Annotated in this window: 16 protein-coding genes; 1 reads left to right on the top strand and 15 read right to left on the bottom strand. The window is 40.9% G+C overall.

Features of this window, described 5'->3' with window-relative positions; genetic code table 11:
* Positions 1–57 precede the first annotated feature (57 nt).
* The 15 genes from DESPODRAFT_RS16405 to DESPODRAFT_RS16320 all read right to left on the bottom strand — a co-directional run bounded on the left by DESPODRAFT_RS16405 (position 58) and on the right by DESPODRAFT_RS16320 (position 18,640).
* The gene (locus DESPODRAFT_RS16405) at positions 58–1,500 is read right to left on the bottom strand and encodes a sugar transferase (protein WP_004074992.1); all 1,443 of its coding nucleotides are present in this window, start codon (positions 1,498–1,500) and stop codon (positions 58–60) included.
* Positions 1,501–1,913: 413 nt separating this feature from the next.
* The gene (locus tag DESPODRAFT_RS16400) at positions 1,914–3,557 is read right to left on the bottom strand and encodes an IS1634 family transposase (RefSeq protein WP_004074991.1); all 1,644 of its coding nucleotides are present in this window, start codon (positions 3,555–3,557) and stop codon (positions 1,914–1,916) included.
* A gap of 339 nt (positions 3,558–3,896) precedes the next feature.
* Positions 3,897–4,508 carry a hypothetical protein gene (locus tag DESPODRAFT_RS21300; RefSeq protein WP_245531949.1) on the bottom strand — a complete coding sequence of 204 codons (612 nt, stop codon included), beginning with the start codon at positions 4,506–4,508 and terminating at the stop codon, positions 3,897–3,899.
* Between the two features lie 1,659 nt (positions 4,509–6,167).
* Entirely contained in the window at positions 6,168–6,590 is a 423-nt protein-coding gene (locus DESPODRAFT_RS16370; RefSeq protein WP_004074985.1) for a type II toxin-antitoxin system VapC family toxin, read from the bottom strand.
* A complete protein-coding gene (locus tag DESPODRAFT_RS19665) occupies positions 6,587–6,844 on the bottom strand; it encodes a FitA-like ribbon-helix-helix domain-containing protein (protein WP_004074983.1) in 258 nt (85 codons plus the stop codon). Before DESPODRAFT_RS19665 ends, DESPODRAFT_RS16370 begins: the two co-directional genes overlap by 4 nt.
* 235 nt (positions 6,845–7,079) lie before the next feature.
* Complete coding sequence (locus DESPODRAFT_RS21540) at positions 7,080–7,241, bottom strand: sugar transferase (protein ID WP_277005339.1); 162 nt, start codon at positions 7,239–7,241, stop codon at positions 7,080–7,082.
* Positions 7,228–8,040, bottom strand: a complete 813-nt coding sequence (locus tag DESPODRAFT_RS21290; protein WP_245531948.1) for a nucleoside-diphosphate sugar epimerase/dehydratase — start codon at positions 8,038–8,040, stop codon at positions 7,228–7,230. The genes DESPODRAFT_RS21540 and DESPODRAFT_RS21290 overlap by 14 nt, the downstream gene beginning before the upstream one ends.
* A gap of 191 nt (positions 8,041–8,231) precedes the next feature.
* Entirely contained in the window at positions 8,232–9,428 is a 1,197-nt protein-coding gene (locus tag DESPODRAFT_RS16360) for a glycosyltransferase family 4 protein (protein WP_004074982.1), read from the bottom strand.
* Positions 9,418–10,002 carry a class I SAM-dependent methyltransferase gene (locus DESPODRAFT_RS16355; RefSeq protein WP_040016051.1) on the bottom strand — a complete coding sequence of 195 codons (585 nt, stop codon included), beginning with the start codon at positions 10,000–10,002 and terminating at the stop codon, positions 9,418–9,420. Before DESPODRAFT_RS16355 ends, DESPODRAFT_RS16360 begins: the two co-directional genes overlap by 11 nt.
* Before the next feature lie 121 nt (positions 10,003–10,123).
* A complete protein-coding gene (locus DESPODRAFT_RS16350; RefSeq protein ID WP_004074980.1) occupies positions 10,124–11,437 on the bottom strand; it encodes a nucleotide sugar dehydrogenase in 1,314 nt (437 codons plus the stop codon).
* Positions 11,438–11,455: 18 nt separating this feature from the next.
* Positions 11,456–13,348: an alginate lyase family protein gene (locus DESPODRAFT_RS16345; RefSeq protein ID WP_245531947.1), complete on the bottom strand. Its 1,893-nt coding sequence runs from the start codon at positions 13,346–13,348 to the stop codon at positions 11,456–11,458.
* 92 nt (positions 13,349–13,440) lie between these two features.
* Positions 13,441–14,520 carry a glycosyltransferase family 4 protein gene (locus DESPODRAFT_RS16340; RefSeq protein WP_157488513.1) on the bottom strand — a complete coding sequence of 360 codons (1,080 nt, stop codon included), beginning with the start codon at positions 14,518–14,520 and terminating at the stop codon, positions 13,441–13,443.
* A gap of 242 nt (positions 14,521–14,762) precedes the next feature.
* Entirely contained in the window at positions 14,763–15,461 is a 699-nt protein-coding gene (locus tag DESPODRAFT_RS16335) for a class I SAM-dependent methyltransferase (RefSeq protein WP_004074974.1), read from the bottom strand.
* 146 nt (positions 15,462–15,607) lie between these two features.
* Positions 15,608–16,939 (bottom strand): phenylacetate--CoA ligase family protein, encoded by a 1,332-nt coding sequence (locus DESPODRAFT_RS16330; RefSeq protein ID WP_004074972.1) that lies wholly within the window; start codon positions 16,937–16,939, stop codon positions 15,608–15,610.
* Between the two features lie 549 nt (positions 16,940–17,488).
* A complete protein-coding gene (locus tag DESPODRAFT_RS16320; RefSeq protein ID WP_004074969.1) occupies positions 17,489–18,640 on the bottom strand; it encodes a glycosyltransferase family 4 protein in 1,152 nt (383 codons plus the stop codon).
* Positions 18,641–18,882: 242 nt separating this feature from the next.
* Here DESPODRAFT_RS16320 and DESPODRAFT_RS21285 point away from each other — a divergent pair, with 242 nt between their 5' ends.
* Positions 18,883–19,374 carry a hypothetical protein gene (locus DESPODRAFT_RS21285; RefSeq protein WP_004074966.1) on the top strand — a complete coding sequence of 164 codons (492 nt, stop codon included), beginning with the start codon at positions 18,883–18,885 and terminating at the stop codon, positions 19,372–19,374.
* Positions 19,375–19,700 lie beyond the last annotated feature (326 nt).

Genomic DNA, 19,700 nt, shown 5'->3' with positions numbered 1-19,700 from the left:
CCGATAATAATGCCCGCAAAAGCAAGACCCAAAACGATGAAAATACAGGCTTTGAATCTACCTGCCAGACCGGGTCAGCACAGCCCGGGCTGTCAGCACCAGAATTTTAACGTCATTGAACAGGGACCAGTTGTCAATGTACTTTAAATCCAATTTCATCCACTCTTCAAAGCTCAAATCATTACGGTTGGGTGCAATCTGCCACAGGCAGGTCATGCCCGGCTTCATGGAGAGCCGCCGCCGGTGCCGGACCGCATACTCATCCACCTCTTTGGGAATTGGGGGTCTTGGCCCCACCAGGCACATCTCCCCCCTGAGAACATTAAACAACTGGGGCAGTTCATCCAAAGAGGTTTTGCGCAAAAACTGACCAATCCCGGGAATGATCCGGGGGTCATCCTTGATCTTGAACACCGGGCCGTCCATCTCGTTCATCTCTTCCAGCTCTTTGCGAATTTCATCGGCATTGTTCACCATGGTGCGGAACTTATAGAGCTTGAATTTCCTGCCGTTCAAGCCCAGCCGCTCCTGTGTATAAAACACAGGCCCTGGTGAAGTTCGCTTAATGGCAACGGCCACGGCAATAAATACCGGCATCAGCACCAGGGTCAGCACCAGGGCTGTCAGATAACCAGCAACATGTTTAATCAGGAGTTTGCCTTCATTGGCCGGCGTGGACTGGAGGGTCATATTGTAAACGCCCAGAAAAGATTCAAACCGGATGACCGCAATATTGGGATGGTACATAAAATAATGAATATCCCAGTCCGGTATAATCCTGATCTTGATACCCATACTTTCTGCCAGGGCCAGATAGCGATCCCCGCGTTGAATAATTTTCAAGGGCATGGCAAAGATCAGCTCATCCACGATATTGTGCCTCAGATACGCTTCCAGATCCTTGACCAGGCCAATTACCTTGTGTCCGTTCTCAACAGTCTGCCCCAACAGCTCCTCTTTGATATCAAAACAGCCAGCCACCCGGTACCCGGATGCCTTGTATTTTTCAATAGCCCGGATGACCTCCCTTGCCCGCTCTTTGCTGCCAATAATAAGCACACTGCGGGTGTTAAATCCATCTGTCCTGAGCTTCTCCAGAGTCGTGAAAATTATAAACTTAGACAGGGTAAGCAGCCCAATATTCAAGGCAATGAATATACCCATTAAAAGACGACTGATGGCATGGATATGCATAACATACATAATAATGGTAAGCAGGATCATCCCCAGCAGGTTTGACTTTACGATGCCGGTAAAAAACGGCCAGAACGGCCTCTCCCTGTATGACATATACATGTTCATCCATTTGAAGGCGATATACCAGGAAATAATGATGAGGGTAAGGATCAGATAGTAGTTAGAATCCGTAGACAGACAAGCCAAACGACCCGGTACCAGGTGCCTTTTGATAAAATATGCGGCAATGAATGAGAAGGCCGTGATTGTAATATCAAGGAACTTCTCGCAATCCAGTATTAATGAACGCTGTTCTCTAAGCATATAATTTACTCAATTGTATGTAAATTAATCGAAAAGGCCTTATAACCCAGATTGAGCAGGTAGCCTTACTCTTTTTCTGAATTGTTCGATCATTTTTTTTAAATAAACGACCATGCCCTGGTGGGCACAACAAACCATGAAAGAAACCAGTCAGTTTCGCTACTCTTTCATATAACGGCCACGGGCCGACCTGACATATCAGCTGCCAGGCTTCGACCCACAACAAAGAATGAAAGTATCTCAACAACTTAACGAGACTTTCATATAAAAATAAACTTTTTCAAATCTAATTTAGGTCTCCTTCAGATTAATTAAACAGGTATTCTTGGATTATAATCATAAAAAATTACTTGTTTTTATAGTTAGTTAAATGTATAAAATATGACCTTTGTAAATCAGGTATCCGTGAAACATCATAGCCTCTTTACGAAGCCATCGCCAATCGATGGCTTTAGTTGATATATTTTTGCGACAGAAGCTCCCAACAGCGATAGTATTCTTCGGCGTAGTCCATTGAGACCTTCTAACATCACTTTAGCCTGCTGTCCGTCTCTTACCACAACATGATTGATCCCCTCCAAAAGTTGAAAAATCCATCTCATAGTGGGACGTTTACTGGGTTGCTTAATCTGATTGGGAATAGTCTCATCTACATACTCCAGTGCCTTTCTCAAACGCCTCTGTGCCGTAGTGTAAACAAGTAGCGATAGCGTCATTACCATTATCAATCCTTCGATTCTGGATACTTTTTCCAGAAAGAACGAAGAGGCAAAGCATAGTGGGCTTTTCATGAATCCGAAACCTTTTTCAACATGATCCTGGCCTTGATAGGCTTGAAGTACCTCAAGATCGCCTAACTCAGGTTGTGGAACATTGCTCCCAATTATAAAACAAGCCTTTTCTTTCACGATTTGATCAATTTGTGCCAATTTTTTTTCCACTATACACTTAATCTTGTATTCAAGCTCAAATGGACTGTTTTTACCAGGCCTGCCTTTGTTCAAATACTTTTTATGTTCTTCAATTTCAACCTCTTGAAGTACGTAATATTTCCACGCGTTACACATTTTTTTCAGGGCATCCAAGGCTTCTGTCTCACTTTTAAAACTTTGTGCTTGTAAATGATAAAGATCCTTGTCAATCCCGGTTTTTTCTTTGATACTCGCTTTTTCCCCTGTGTTTTTAGAGCGATTTAAAGCGGCTTCAGAAAAAACAACAATCCAGCGTTGCCGGATACCATAATGCTCTACTTCAAAGCAGGTATATTTTCTTTGTTCATCCCAAGTTTCCCAGTTATCCTGCTTTAAAGCATCCCGAATGGTTGCCTTGGCCGGGGCATTTGTTTCCGGAATTCGAGTGATAAAATCCAACGATTTCAGATTGATCGCATTTTTTTGGCTATACCCCTTTGAATCCATAATAAGGTATCGTGGGCTCTCCGCATCCTTCCAGGCTTCTATGAGTTCTTTGGCTCGATGCTTGAAAATACTATTATCATCATCATTGCCATTCCAGCATTTCATTAAAAGTGGAATTCCCCCGTCTTGAGAGACCATAAGCTCCAGGACTACTTGTTTCAAATCAGGCCTGTGATCTTTGGAATACCCATGGGTAATAATGACTGCCTCGGTGTCTTCATCCGGCAAATGCTCACCCGTGGTAGAAAAACTGGTGGTGTCTTCACATCCAAAACTACAATCAACCTGTTCTTGCCTGCATACGGATGCGGATAGAGTGCCAAATAGTGACTCAAGGCCATAATTATGAGCGGCGTCCAGAGTACGCCCCAGTTTAAAACGGTTGAAATATTCGGCTCGAACCCCCGGACGGAATAGAAGCTCCAGCGGTTTATTTTCGAAAAACTGAGGCGTCAACGAAAGAGGTCTGTCAGTAAACCCAAGGCCATTGATAATCATACCGGCAATGGCTTCTCCATGGGTTATCTCCGACTGTTCATGTACTCCCAGCAGGCTATCAATTTGTTCTATCAGCTTTAGATCTTTGATAACACCTGCTACGATACCATAATGATCTAACCGACTTATTTCTAATTCCATCCTTCTCACTTTCTCTGTAGTGCTTTAAGATGAAGATAATGTAAATTATTTTTTTAAAAAAATCACCTGCTCAATGTGGGTTATAACATAATGAATAAACCCAAAGCTTCCCGGCACAGGACAACACAGCCAATCTTTATCAGTGGGTCTGAAAATAAGCCTGAAAACATATTGGAGTTTATTTATAAAACTCGATGATCCAGTTTTTTTGTGTTGCATTTTTAATAAGCCCATTTATCAATGCTTTTGAGGGTTTAATGATTTATATGACGGCTTCATGGTATCTACCGAAATGCCTGTTATTTGGGCATTTCTTAAAGTCAAGCTCTAAAAACTGGATCATCGAGTAAAAGCATCTATTATATCAGCATATCGCCAGGTCAGGTCCGAAGCGACAAGGTACCGATAGTCCTCTTCTCCAGTGTATTTTATTGCAATGACAAATCGTTTTTTTCTATGGGCACACACATGTATTCTGGCACTTTTAATAAGTACAACAACCCCTTTGCCTCCGCGTATATGTATGGTTTTTTGAATCGGTTGAATATTTTCAAAATATTTTTCCACTGATTTTTTACTGTTTTTGAATGAAATATTTTGATTGTACCTTATTTGACTAATGACTTGAGCGCTTCCTGCAATTTTTGAAGCTTCATCCATGAACTCAGCATTACCATACAAGGCATCTGCAACAATTGCTTCTATTTTTATTTCAGGGTGTTGCTGTACAAAGGTTTTTAAAAGAGCTATAGAAATACTTGAAATAGTTGGATATTCATCTGATCGCACCGGCTTTTTCGGGCGTTTTGATTTTGGTACTCCAGCCTTTTTTAACCTTTTATTCTCCTTGACCCATTCGCTGATTTTTGGATCAGGAACATGAAAGGCGTAGCCTATTGGAATGGTTATTTTCGGTGTTACCAATACCAAAAATACCAAACCTTGCCCCATGCAAAAACCGCCTGTTGATTTGTCTTTTATTTTGTTGACGCCAAAAATTTTTGTTGTGCATTTACTGCGCTTTTTATCGGAATCATCAATACTGACAACGCCTTTGGTGATACCATATACTTTGAAAATAATTTTGAGACTGAAGTGGAACAGATGCTCCCAAGCAATTTTAGAATGGCGAAACATCCAGGAAAGTGCTGTTTTTTTATACCGTCCTATGCTGATACGGGAAAAAGCAGTCCAATTGATGCTGTTGGTTAAAATGATTCCAGTGATGCAGAAACCCAGCCAGAATTTTTGTGATTTACTTAAGGTCATCCCAGGGGAAGACTCTGTTAACTCAGTATTCAGTGACTCGGTATAATTTTCAACAAACGGCAACAGCTTCTCTATTAACACATCCGCCTCATTTATTATTTGCAGAAATGAAGCATATATCGCAATGGAACCCTTGTATTCAAGTAAAACTTATTTTATTCTGCTCAGTGGAGGCTGGCCAACCGATGGGTGAGATATCAGCTGGAATAGTTGGCATTATACCATCGACTTGACCAGCCTTTACATTTCCCAATATTGTGACATTGTCTAATCCCAAAAAACTGGATCATCGAGTTTTAATATTGCGTTCATTGAATAATTTACTAATCCTGACCAAAAAGGCAGAATAGTAGAGATTTTTTGTTGCGTTTTTTGCATAGATTACCTGATATTTTTTTAAAATTCCGACGGGAGGAGCGTCGGGAACAATGGTTATAATATTTTTATATACAAGGGGAAAGACCTTTTGATACAAAGACTCTTCAAATATCACATTCCAGTCAAGCGGATGTGCAGCAATATTCTTGATTTTAATCATCTTTTCCGGGCAGGGCCGGAAAAAAGAACATAAAAGAATAAAATTAAATTCTGGTATCGCTTTTATCTGCCGTAATATTTCCAGCTTAATTTGCCCTTACAACCGATCTAAAACAGGCTTTGAATGAATTTTTCTCAAATTCTGCACAAATCCGGTATGAAATGTTTATACATACAACGGTGGGCAACGCGTTGCTTTTGCCCACCCTACCTGGCTGCCAGAAGCAGGTAAGACCCGGTTTCATGGAAAGCGCTGCCACATCTCATACTGATTCACCTCAGAGGGAGTACATTATGGATATCATCAAAACAATGGGAAGCAGTGGCCAGATCTCCCCCGGCAAAAAATTTGCAGGACAAACTGTCATGTTAAGCAAAGTCGATACAGGTGTCTGGCTCTCGTCAAGCTGGGAAGATTCATCCCTGATAATGAAAAATGGATTCATATGCCGGAAGTTCAGACAGAACTGAACGAAGCTATTGCCTGGGCAGAAAAAAATCCTCCGGGCAATAGTGATATTGAACAGTTGGCAGCCCGGATTAAATAATAACTGAAATAACAGAACAGCTCATACTACTGGATTTGAATAACCCGGTTTTTCAGAAGGGACTTTTCAACCTTGCCAAAAATGACCAAAGGAACATTTGGGCCTATCGATACCCATTTGATTTTAATCTATACAGTCAAGTGCCTATTTATGACTGGGCCTTCATCATCTGCTCAGCCAGATATTTTGCAACCCAAATGGCACCCAATACCCATCCCCAATAACGAGAATAAAGCAGGCCTGACCCCACATCGCTCTATAATTCCCACGGATTAACCAGTTTTAACTCTTCAATGCCCAGAAAATCCTTGACATTCCGAGTTGATAGCTCAAGGTCCGAACTCAGGGCGATTGCAGCAATTTGTGCATCTTCAACCGTAATGGGCCGCCCTTGCCGACTTCGTGACGAAACGATCTGTGCGTACACTTCAGCGGCTTGATAGTCGAAAGGCAGACATTTTTCAAAAAACTCCTCCTGGAACATCTCTTCTGCCAGTCCACTCAGTGTTTGCCTGCGACCTCCCTGGGGCAGCAGGGCAAGACCCAGGCGAATTTCCCCCACTGTGATCGCGCTAATCCAGACATCATCATCCGGCAGGGCATCAATCCACGCGACAACACCGTTGTTGGGATTTGGGCGCATCAATTCGGAAAGAACATTTGTATCGAGAAGGATCATTGATATGAATCACTTGATGAGATGGAAGATTGACGAGGCAAAGAACGAGACACAGGGGAGAGTTCAATGCCTCCAGCCTCTGAAAAGCGTTTTGCAATACGAGTCCCGATTCCCTCAGCGCATTTTTTTTGCAATAAAAAACGTTTGAGGATTTGTCGGGCCTCCTCCTCCATTGATCTTTGGTTTGCCGCAGCACTCATCCGTAAGGTTGCTTTAAGAGAATCATCAATATTTCGGATTGTTAAACTCGCCATGGGTTTCAACTCCTCATTGAAAATTAAATTTTGCAATCAATATACGCAATGCAAGCACTTTTGTCAAATTTTTAACGGAGTAGGAAGCTTTCACCTCAAGTTCTATTTCAGCGTGCGGGGAACTCCGCCTTGTTTTGCAAACTCACGCTGGCTGAGAGCTTTCTTACATTTCTTGAAATCTATAACTCGATTCCGAAGTTTTTAAAAAAATTTTGTTATTGGGGTCAGACCCCGCTTATCTCACTCGGCCCCCCTGACCCAGCCGTTTCTGACGATAAAAGACCGGCCCCGGTGATATCACAACAATGGCAAGCGCAATGAGAAGAAATAGCGGGGAGAACAGGGCAAGAAATACCAGAGCAAGGCCATAATCCATGAATGCCTTAATCAGCAGCATCCCCTCGTTCAGAGAGATACTCTGAAGAGTCAGCGTGGGTACCCCTACAAAATCTGTCACCCGGATGGTTGCCACATCCGGGGCATAGTCCAGATAATGCAGTTGCCAGTCCGGAATGATCCTGACTTTCACCCCCATGGTTTCGGCCATGGCTATATAACGGCCAGCATCCTGGATCCTGGATCTTACGCAGGGGCATGGCAAAAATCAGCTCGTCCACCACGTTATGTTCAAGAAAAGCACTGAGGTCAGCCATACTGCCCACCACCCGGTAGCCGTTGACCACATTTGCCCCCACCCGGTCAGGCTCAGTGTCAAAACACCCTAATATACGATATCCGCCACCACGGGTTTCGTCAATGGAGCGGATCACGCCCGCAGCCCTGGTCTGACTGCCCACAATGAGGATATTACGGGTATTGTATCCTAATGATCGCATCCGTTCAAGTATCAGGATCACAAACCATTTGAACAGTGTCAGGCCAGTCACGTTGAGAACAAAAAAGATACCGAGCAGCAATCGGCTCATGCCCCTGATATGGAAGAGGAACAGAAAAAGATTCAGTATCAATAGTCCGGCCAGACATGCCTTGACAATGTGAATAAAAAACCAGGAGAGAGGACGCTCCCGGAAGGACTGGTAGATCCCCACCCAACTGAAGCAGACATACCAGATAATGATGATGGAGAGGAACACAATATAATAATTGAGACCGGTTGTCAGCCCGCTGAGCCCTTCTGGCAACAGATCCCGCTTGATAAAATAGGCCGCAATAAAACTTGCTGCAGTGATGGCCATATCAATGGCTCGCTGCGCTCTTACAAGGATTTTATTTTTTTCTCTTAGCATAATAGAAGGGATGGGGGAAAGATCAGCCGAATTGTTTCAAAATATTTCATGTATGATACCGGTTGCATGTTCAACATACTTCACCCCATTAAAACGCCGATAAGCCAGGCATGACCCAACGTTTCACTGATTTCCAATTTTCATTCCAAAGCTCTATAAGCTGCAAGAAGTTTCGGGGCCTCATATCTCCATTCCAGTTCGTTGATTACCCGATTGCGGCCATATTCTCCCATCTGCTTTCGGGCTTTTGGATCATCCAGCAAAAAAACAATTTTTTCTGCCAGATCAACCGCGTCATTCTGCCGGGCATACAATGAAGCTTCCCGGGCTGAAAATTTTCCTTCGGTAAGATCAAACTGAACAATGGGTTTGCCCAGTGCCATATATTCCATGATTTTATTCATGGTGGATTTGTCATTCATTTCATTCGCCACATCCGGATTCACACATACATCAGCAGTGTTCAGCATTTCCAGCAAGTCCTGGTCTGAAACCCGGCCGGTGAATGTCACATACTCTGCCACCCCCAGTTCATCTGCCATATGCTTCAACCGCTCCAGATCGGTACCTCCTCCCACAAGGCCGAAGTGAATGTCATCCCTACCCATCCCCCTTACAATATGCCGGGCAGCCTTAAGCAAATAGTCAATCCCTTCCTGCGCCCCCATGACCCCTACATAGCCGACCATATATTGACGTCCCTTTTTCAAAGCTGGCATCGGCGGAATAATCCGCAAACGATCCAGTTTCGGCCCACTCCGGACTACAAAAATTTTTTCCGGAGACATGTTCCCCCGTTCAATGGCTATTTTTTTATAGGATTCGTTCGTAGCAATGGAAATGTCAGCAGTCTTGAATGTCCATCGTTCCCAGGCCAGCATAACCCGGTAAAAAAAATCCTTACGGCCGAATTTGGCTTCATACAACTCAGGGTTGATGTCGTGATGATCAAAGAGGAATTTTTTACCAAAAAATAATTTGAAAAAACCACCGATCAAAAAGATATTATCCGGCGGATTGCAGGCATGAATGATATCAAATCCGGGACCGAATAACAAAACCCGCCAGCAGATAACAAACTGCCAGAAAAGTGCGGCAGAATACTCTGCCAGATATCCCATGGCCCCGTGGCCTTCTGTGGGCAACCGGTAGCGGTAAATGGGAATTTGTTCAACCACTTCATATCGCAATTCATAGCCTTTGCTGGTAGGGCAGGCAATGGCAACTGTATATCCGGCGTCCCTCAGAGTCGTGGCCTCCTGCCATACCCGCCGATCAAATGGGGCAGGGAGGTTTTCAATGATAATCAGAACCCGGCACTTTTTTTTATACTCCATTTACTGATCCATAATAATAAATTGAGGGGAAGAGGAATCTACTGCATCCGGTAAATGAAACAACGGTCAATTTTCTTGTGTGATTAGGATATATTGTTTTGTAATATTCCAAGCTAATATCTACAGGCCTACCTAAGTTGTTCGACAACTCTTTTGATAATTGCTCAATTGCGAAGCCAGCATGCGCACCATTTTCATTGGTGAAACGACCCATAAATTTCATTTTCCAATCCGTATAGTTCCATATCATCTTTTGGGTAAGAGTAGCGCCTTTACTACCTATATACCCTAACAATCTGGATTGGTTTGGAACGCCGATCATCCAATGTCCTCCAGAGGATAACACACGCTTGATTTCCTGCAGAGCTTTTCTGAAGTTTGGGATATGTTCAAGAGCATGGTATGAATATACGAAGTCAAATGAGCTGTCGGAAAACGGCATTTTAGTAGCATCAGCAACCTGTAATTCAACTTCTTGTGCTGCCTCAGCCGAAAAATTAGACTCCATATCTATTCCTATTACCTTGGTCCCGAATACACGGCTAATAGTGGCTGCCTCCCCCCCCCCCCGCATCCGACGACCAAGGTCTTTGAAGGGCAAGAAATACGGCCCAAAACGATGTGGCAGATTGCCGCTGTCTTTTTATCAAATATCATATCATACATCTCCTTTTGTTTGCACACCAAGTAATCCGTTACCAACAGATGCCATCATAGACCCCTTCGTGGCTTTGTTTCTGAGCAACCCTGACTAAATCAATTACGATCTGGTTGCCTGAAATTCGCTCCATGGCAGCCTCAAATTCAGGATCATTATTGCCGATCACGATAGTATCGGCATGGGCCAGAATATCATCCACGGATTGAACCATCATTTTGGCAATGTGGGGAATAAGGTTAAGGATATAATCCCGGTTGGCTCCCACCAGGCGCGCCAGGTTGACATTTTTATCATAAATCCGGATGTCATAGCCTTTGCCGAGCAAACGCTCAATCACTTCAACCATGGGGCTTTCGCGAAGATCATCGGTTCCAGCCTTAAAGCTGAACCCCAGCACACCAACTTTGCGGCCGGGTCGCGTCAGGATCATGTTCAAGCCCCGTTCGATCTGAAGCAGGTTGCTGGGGATAATGCTGTTCAAAATCGGTAGCTCCAGATCAAGGCTTTTTCCCTTATATGTCAAAGCTCTCAGATCTTTAGGCAGACATGAGCCGCCAAAGGCAAACCCCGGTTTAAGATAATAGGGTGAAAGATTGAGTTTGGTATCCTTACAGAAAATGTCCATGACCCGGTGGCCGTCTGTCCCGACCGCCTTGCAGATGTTGCCCACCTCGTTGGCAAACCCAACCTTTAAAGCATGCCAGCAATTGTCCACATATTTCACCATTTCCGCTGTCTCCAGATCAGTGCGGATTATGGGGGCATCCATCTTTTGGTAAAGTTCTGCCAATATATCACCACTTGCGGCATCAATCTCCCCGATCACTGTCTTGGGAGGGTTATGAAAATCATAGACTGCTGTTCCTTCCCTAAGGAATTCAGGATTGTTGCAAACCCCAAACCCTTTACCAGCCTTTTTGCCGGAAGCTGTTTCCAAAGTGGGAATGACCACGCTACGCATGGTTCCGGGAAGAATTGTGCTGCGAATCACCACCACATGGTGGCCGTTCTTCTCCTGCAAGGCAGAGCCTATTTTTTCACAAACCCGGCGAATATATTTAAGATCCAGATTGCCGTTTAACTGGCTAGGTGTACCCACACACACAAAGGAAATATCAGTTGCAGCAACAGCTTCAGCCGCATCTGTAGTGGCCTGGAGCCTTCCTTCTTTTACCGCGGCCTGAATCAGCTCTCCAATATCTTTTTCAATAATGGGTGTAAGCCCCTTATTGATCAGGTCCACCTTGGCCTGCACCGAATCAACGCCAATAATCTCATGCCCCTCGCCAGCTAGGCAACCAGCGGACACCGCACCGACATAGCCCATCCCGAATATGCTGATTTTCATTTGAAATCCTTTAATACATTATTGTTCTTCTGAAGAATGAATATGAATAGTGGTCGTGCATTTAAAATTTTTGGAACATATACCCTGAAGCCGAATGGTGAAACAAGGGGAGATTTTATTAAATTCAGGGGAATACCAGCCAAAAAGGGGATCATCAGACCCGAAAAACAGATCAGCGTTGAACAGTGGATCATGCTCAAGACTGATTTTTATATTGCCCCTTGTGATAAAGACACTTCCATTCTCTTTTTCAACAAGGCAATCCGGATGAAAGTGGAAAAAAAGTTCAATGGGAGACAGGCTTTTAGCATTAACATTATCCGTAATTGTAAATTTTTGATCTTGTTTACGCCATACAACTTCACGCCCAATTTCTGTAAAGGGCGATTTTCTTAAATATGCGTCGTGGCTTGCATTCCAGGTTATGTGACTGTCTGTTTTTTTGAGGGTGTTTTTCGTAATTTCATAGGGTTTGCCGAACATGAAATCTCCGATTTGCTTTGATAAGTCGGTCTTATTGAGCCGGATGGTGTTGTGCGCTGCTGTGGACCGGAAATATTCCCTCCATTTGCCACTATTATGGTAGAGATAAGTCCCTGTATCCATAAATATCGATTTCCCTGCCACGGACAGGGTAAAAGATAAAGCATCCAGATGGCCGTGGGCATAGAGTGGGGCCATCCCCATTTTTGTTCCATTCCCTATGAATAGAACTTCTTTGCTATTAATATGGTCGCGGATGACAGAGAGACCGCTGGGCTTGTGCAGGGCTATCTGTTCGTTTTTTGGGGAGGTATCTCTGGAAAAAGAACTATCCTTACCGGTCAAAAGCCATGTCTTTAGATCTGTAGATGACCTTGCCATCCCTGGTTCGTTAAATAGAACAGAACCCGTGTTTAATATTGAAATAAAATTTTCAAGGTTTGAAAGGCCGAAATGAACCAATACTGCACTATCCTGATCCCCGATGTTGGGTATGTTATATTTTTCATCCATGATGGAATTTATAAAATCGCAAGATTTTTTAAGACGTTCATCAATCAAGGCCTCGTATTTTAGACCACAGCAAATACACATCTGCCGGTAGAGCAGAAAAAAATCAAAAACAAATGAAAGATAGGTGGTGGAATATTCAAAACTGCCACCATCCGGAAGAATTTGACGGCCCACTTCTGCATCCAGTATTCTTTTGCCATGCTCAAGCCATTTGGCTGCCCCGGGCAGGTGAGGAAAATAAACTCCGGCCAAAAACAAGCCGAAAGCCTCAGCCAAGAGATGATTGTTAGCCGAGGAATATTTTGATGGGTATCTGTGCAGATGACTGGCATGAAACCAGACAAATATGTTAACCGCTTTGAGGTCATTTTCTGGGAGATCGTAATTTTCTAGAAAAGACAATGACCATACCAGATTTGCCAGCCTCACACCCGCTTCAATCCCGCTAGTCCAATTCACACCAATCGGGTAGGGGTTATCTTTATTCCAGGATCGTATTGTTTTACCGATATGATTGGCGTATTTTTTTTCCTGGGTCAGTTTATAACAGAGTCCCATGGAAAATAGAAAATACAACCGGTTAAATTCCCATACGAACTTGACCCCTCCCTTGGACTTATCCCTGATATTTATATCTCCCCAGAATTTGCTGGGCCAACTCTTCTGGGATGCCAGGTCAAAATGCCAGTCAACCTTTTTTCCAAAGATCACATCCAAACCAAAGGTAACAAATCGATTCGTAAGGGCTGCATTAGCCCAGGCAAAATGCTTTTCTAACGTATCAGGGAATTGTTCTTTTAGTTGTTCTGCGTCTGCATATTTTGAAAGTAGATATATGGTTTTTGCAAACAAAGTAGACCTTTCAGGATACTTGAAAGACTTGCGTTTGTCTGTAATTTTTTTTGCTTTTTCCAAGATTCGCCAGGGGATTTCCGGTAAGAGCATTTTCGAAAGGCGATTTATAAACCAGGAAGGATTTTTTATCATGCCAAAGATTTTCAGATTTGTTATCTTCCAGTAATCTCTGAATATAATGCTTCTATTTTCGGCACGATAATATCAGCAGAAAAAACGGTTTGGATTTTTTTCCTACCCGCTGCTCCCATTCGATGTCGTAAATCCAAGTCTGATAATAATACATCAATACATTTTGCAAGTGCTTCTACATCTCCAGGCTCGATTAAAAAACCTTCAACTCCATCGGTGACTGCTTCCGGTATCCCACCAACTTTTGTGCTTACAATTGGCAATCCTGCTGCCATTGCCTCCAGGATACTCATGGGAAGGCCTTCATTATAAGACGGGAGTACGTAAAGAGTTGATTGAGAGAGCAATTTGTTTTTCATATCGCCAGCTATCCAGCCCAACGTTTCAACATGAAGACCAACTTCAATTTTATGTGCCCGTGATTTTGTCTCCTCTATCGCTCCATCCCCACCCAGCAGCAGCTTAAGGTTTGGGTGGAGGGGCACAAGACGTAAAATAGCATCAATTAAGTCAAAAACTCCTTTTTTTTGTCCAATACGGCCAAGGAAAAGTATAGTGTCCACGCGACGAATATCAACAATATATTTTTTGGCATATAGAACCGGATTGAAAACGACTCTTACATCCGCGGCTGGAAACCGGAGTCTCACCCAATTAGACCAAAAAGTCGAAAGCGTTATAACATTTTTTGACCGCTCAAATGTGTAACGAATAATTCTTCTTTTCCATTCTGAACACTCTTGATCGTAAAAAATATTGAACTCACCCCCATGCAGGTGAATTATGACGGGCACTTTCATCGAAAATGCGACCAGGATGAAAAAAAGTTTGCGCCAAAAACTAAAACGTGAAGCCATATGTATATGGACTAAATCTGCACGGGTAATCAGACCGCCTGTAGTGTAAAGTAAAAAAGAGCGAAAAGCAGTGCCAAATTTTTTAAGGAAAGATCCATCACAACTGGTTGGAATATATTTGACATTCCATTTTTCAAAAAGCGTCGTGGCTCTGTAAACATTAACAACGGATGATATACCGCCTTTTGTTTCAAGATGGGTGCCTATCATTAATACTGTTTTTTTATTTTTTATTCTTTTCAATACCGGATCTTAAGGTTTTTCAAATTTTGTTTTTTAATCCTCGACTATCAAGTTTTTTCCACAACCCTTGTAAACACTGGACTTAAAAATGACTGTTTTTGCAGTCTAAAACCAGTTAGAAAACCACAAGTAATTGATATTATTCAATTTTAAAATTCATGCCATTGCTTTTTATTTCGCCACCAACCACCATGAATCTTTAATAATTTCAGTGAATTAAAAAAAACTTGATAGTCGAGTATTTAATGATTATTGCCATGTAAAAGGTGGTACACACCCCCTTTTATTGCAATCAGCGAGATGGAAAACAAATGAGATTCTTTTTTTATTATTTCCGAAGAAGGGAAAAGTTTTTTAAGCTCTTTCAAAGATAGAGGGTTATAAAATTTCAACCTTCTTTGAGCCTCTTCAAATGAGTTACTTTTTGAACCACTCCCAAATCGATAAACAGTTAGCAGTCTTGCTTGCAGGTTTTTTGGATATAAGGCAAAAAATGGTACACAAGGGTGAGGGAAATGCGGATCAATTATAAAATATTTATTTGGCACTTGTATGAAATATGGACGTTTAGATTTTTCAATTGTCTGGGCGAGATTGCTTTGTTTCTGCCTGCTATCCAAGTGTTCGATCATTGAATTGGAAAAAATCAGATCGTATCCCTGAAAGTCTTCAACAGCTAATTCGTTAACATCCTTGATAATCTCAGTAATATAAGGGATTGAATTATCATAGCCAATATTTGTCTTATCCACATGGTGGTTATTAATCAAAGTGACATGAATATGATCTGTTTCTGACAAGCCCCAACTAGCCCAAAAGGTTGCAGTTCCACCTAAATCTATTATATTTATAGGGCGGTTCATTTTTTCTATTAATGAAAAGAAAAAATGTGCTCTATTTTTTTGTGTATATTTTCTTAGTGTTTTTGTCAAACTGATCATTCTTATTCTCCATTATCTATGATATTAGATAGTTACTCTACCAAAGGAAAGAGTAAATCTGATAACACTGTAGCTTTCAATATCCAGACAGTCATATGAAACTGATGATGATATACAGTCGATAATACAAATATGGTGTTTCATAATTATTTATCGATGTGATTTGAGACAAACATTTTAAATTTTCCTCTTTGAGATAAAATTAAATTCTCAACAATTCGAATATCGAATTCCATAACCCCCTTGGTTTTTTTGTCGATCTCTTTTTTCATTAGATCAATCTCGTGGGTTTTAAAATCATTATTTACTATTATCAGCAGATCAGCCTTTCCTTTTTGTCGTTGTACAAATTGGTAGCTGGTCACATTCTTAAAAATTTCGCTGTGAAAATTAAAGGCAGCATGGCTGAAAAATTCTCCATTAACGCCGTATAGCCCCTCTGTAGATTTCCGTCTACCATCTATAGTAAATAAGTCGCCAACCCTGCGGCAGATGTCATCAGTTTTGTAACGTATCAATGGCATTGTTTTGTTCAGAAATCCTGTGCCAACAATAGCCAGAGAACTGTCTTTATTCTGAATAAGTTCGGTATAGCCGTAATAGGGATCAAACTTGTACTCATTGGGTTGTATTTCTTCTGCGATGATACACCGCTCACTATGGCCATAGAATGTACTTGTTTTTATCTGAAAAAAATCCTCTAAAAAAGCTCGCTGGGTTTTATTAATATTTTCAGAGATAAGAAAAATGCCTTTAATTGGATTCATAATCTTGAGATTATTATTTGATAAAAGCTTTGCAAAGTAATGCAACGCAGACAAATAACCATTTAAGAAATCGGGTTTTATCCTTTCGATTTTGGACAGGTATATTTGAAGAGTCTTTTTCGAGATTTTGAATGGTGAGAAAATGTATTCGTTCTGCATCGGGTTAAATTTCCATAATCTTTCACCAAATTCGACACCTCGAAAAGTGACCAGACGGTTTCTCTTCTGGTACCCGAGTTTTTTCCTGAAATAATTAACAAAGGCATTTTCCGTAAAAACACAATCATAATCCAATAGTACCTTCAAGGGTTCCCCTGTTGATCCGCCCGTAGTGGCGATATAATATCCCCCAGGGATTTTTATTTCAGAAATCAGTTTGTCAAAATTTTGCCGTATAATATTTTTTGTAAGAAAAGGAAGCACATCAATATCATCGCAATATTTAATTTCATAAGGGTTGAAATTCGAATCATTGAAAAGTTTTTTATAAAATGGGACGTTCTGGCAAGCGTGTACTAGAATAGCTTTTAATTCTTTAAATTGATGGGCCTGAATTTCATCCAAGCTTAAATTCTCCCGCTCTTCCAACATTTCTTCATATCTGAGATATTGAATATTTTTTAGTAGCTTGTTTCGGAAAAGTGGCGCTGAAATTAATTTTAATGGCTCTGGAAGATTATCACGAATATTCTTTAAAATTTGTTTATTCATTGTCTATGGATTGCTGTTTTTTGAGTGTTATTATGCGGTCTTATATTGTTTAAGATAATTAGATGCGGTTTGTTTGATGTCATATAAATTTACGATTAAAAACACCGGGATACCCACTATTGAAATGACGCATATAGTTTTCCACGTTCCACCGGGGTTGTCAGTAACAGATGGAAATGATTTATCGCGCACACATTCCCAAAGAGAGATTCATTGTGTACCTCCAACGATTCCGACAACTGTTCAAGAAACAGTTCGTAATCCTCTTTCTCGCGATCCTATTGCATGGATCGGAGTTTTTTGTCAAGAAAAAAGATTTGCCCCTCTGCCTTTCACAATCATTTTTGAATCTTGTTTTATGGTTATGATTAAAATAGCCATATGAATACGACAGCCAACAATCAAGACGAGTACGACAGCCCCTGGAAAGAGGGCATGGAACTGTATTTCAAGGAAGGTTGTGGTTTTATCGCGACATAGGCTTTTCCAGAACTGGCAGTCTGACAACACAAACAGGAGTAGAATCCAACCAAATTGTGTGAGCATAGCTCAATCCATTTTAACATCACCTTCATGCACGGAATTTGCGTAAATTATTTTATCAAAGCATTTTTTATAATTCATACCTATATTTTCTTCGGAAAATATAGTTTTAAGCTCATCGCACTTTTTAAGTAACTGGCCATATTCTTTGCTATTCATCTCTAATGCTCTTAAAATACTATTTGTTAATCCATCTTCCTTTTTACTATTGTACAAAATGCTATTTGTTCCATGCTCAAGTATTTCAGAGAAACAACCAAAATCCGGAGCTATAATAGGCAGTGAGTAATTAATTGCTGCCATCATAGGGCCAGATTGCGTTGCATCTCTATAAGGTAATATAAAAAAGTGATGACTCATCAACAAATCAGGTATCTCTTCATTTAAGAGATACCTAAATTGTAGATTATACAGTGATATTGTTTTAATTTTTTCTTTACATAGTTCTGGATAATGTTCATCTATAGATAGGTTAGTTCTAAAATTTCCATATATGGAAACTTCAAAATTCTTATAACCTTGATGATACAACTCTTCAACTGAATCTATCAATAAATCGACGCCCTTATATCGCTGAATATTCCCCCAAAACAAAAGTCTTACTTTATTTTCAATTGGTGGCCTTTCTACAGTTGGAACACCAAAATTTTTCGAACTCATATAAACTAAATGGCAATCTTTCTTATATTTATTTTCAAATTCTTTTTTTTGGCTTTGAGAATATAAAACAAAGTGTTTAAGCCAAAAAAACAAATATCCTCGTCCCCATTTTAGTAATCTTGGCATCTTCCAATCTGAATGTAACAAAACATCATGAACGCCCATAACTAAACGATTCCTCTTAACTAACAAAGTAGCCCAGAAGCACCAGTATGGTTCATATGTAGCCGTAAAAATAATCTCCATATTGTTCTTAAGAATTAATAAAGCAATTTTTAAATAAATATAAATAAGCTTAAAATCCCTTAGCCTTTTATATTTATATAAGTGTAATTTAATATCTGTACCACATACATAATTTCTAAAAAATTCATTTGAATACCGCAATTCATTATTCACCACAAACCAATCTACCTGATAATATTTTTGAAGCTCTTTTATAACTGTAATATCTGTATCAAAAAAACCAGAATTCATATAAGCTATTTTTTTTTTCATGTATTGTTCCTTTTAGCCGCCTTAAATATAGGCAAAATATCCTCCCCTGGTGTTCCTTTGATATATGAGCCGAATAACAGCACCTTTTCAACCGGAATATTATTTGTCTTTAATCGACCAACGTATTGTTTGACCTGAGTTAGCGGCATAAAGATTGCTTTTTTAATTATAACATATTGAAATTTTAATATAAAATTAATACAATGGCATTAAAAAAACATTCACTTCGGAGGTGAAGACCGATGCCGACCACTATCAATGTAAAACATGGAAATGAAAACCTTGTCAGTCAAAGCGGATTGCTCCCTGTAGGTGCATTGCTTAAGTCGATTAATTTTGCCCAGCGGTTCAAAAATTTACCGGATGTACATTGTGTTGATCCTAATATTTCTCATGGAGAGATCCTTTCGTCCATGTTGGGACTTATTTGTGTTGGTAAGCCAGACTATATCGCTATTGAAATTTTCAGGCAGGATCCATTTTTCTTTACACAATCTCTGGGAATCAGCAATTGTCCTTCTCAATCAACATTGCGTGAACGCATTGACCTGATCGGGGAATCTGCCAATGAACTTATCAAGGAGGCTTCAGTTGAAATGATTCGAGGCAAAGCACCCGCCATTTCACCGGTTCAGACGAGTGTCGGCAATTATATTCCCTTAGATCTGGACGTTAGCCCTTTTGACAATTCAAAAACGAAAAGAGGGAGTTTCCAGGACATACAAAGGCTGTGATGGCTATGCACCAATGTTCGGATATTTAGGAACTGAAGGATACTTAATCAATGTAGAGCTTAGAGAAGGCAGCCAGCATTGTCAAAAAACACCCCGGAATTCATTCAAGAATATTAAAATTAACCAGGCAGATTACCCAGGAACCTCTTCTTATCCGTCTTGATTCAGGAAATGACAGTCAGGATAATTTTGAAGTAATAAAAACATAGCGAAGGTGTTGATGTCTTGGTTAAGCGCAATTTACGTAAAGAATCTTTGGATGGTTGGCTTATCCTGGCCCAGAATACTGAAAGCGTTAGATTGATTCGCTGTGGACACAAAAGTGT

The sequence above is a fragment of the Desulfobacter postgatei 2ac9 genome (assembly GCF_000233695.2).
In the GTDB taxonomy this organism is placed as follows: domain Bacteria; phylum Desulfobacterota; class Desulfobacteria; order Desulfobacterales; family Desulfobacteraceae; genus Desulfobacter; species Desulfobacter postgatei.
Note: the sequence above shows the minus strand (reverse complement) of the source record. Positions and strands in the feature narration are given on the sequence as shown.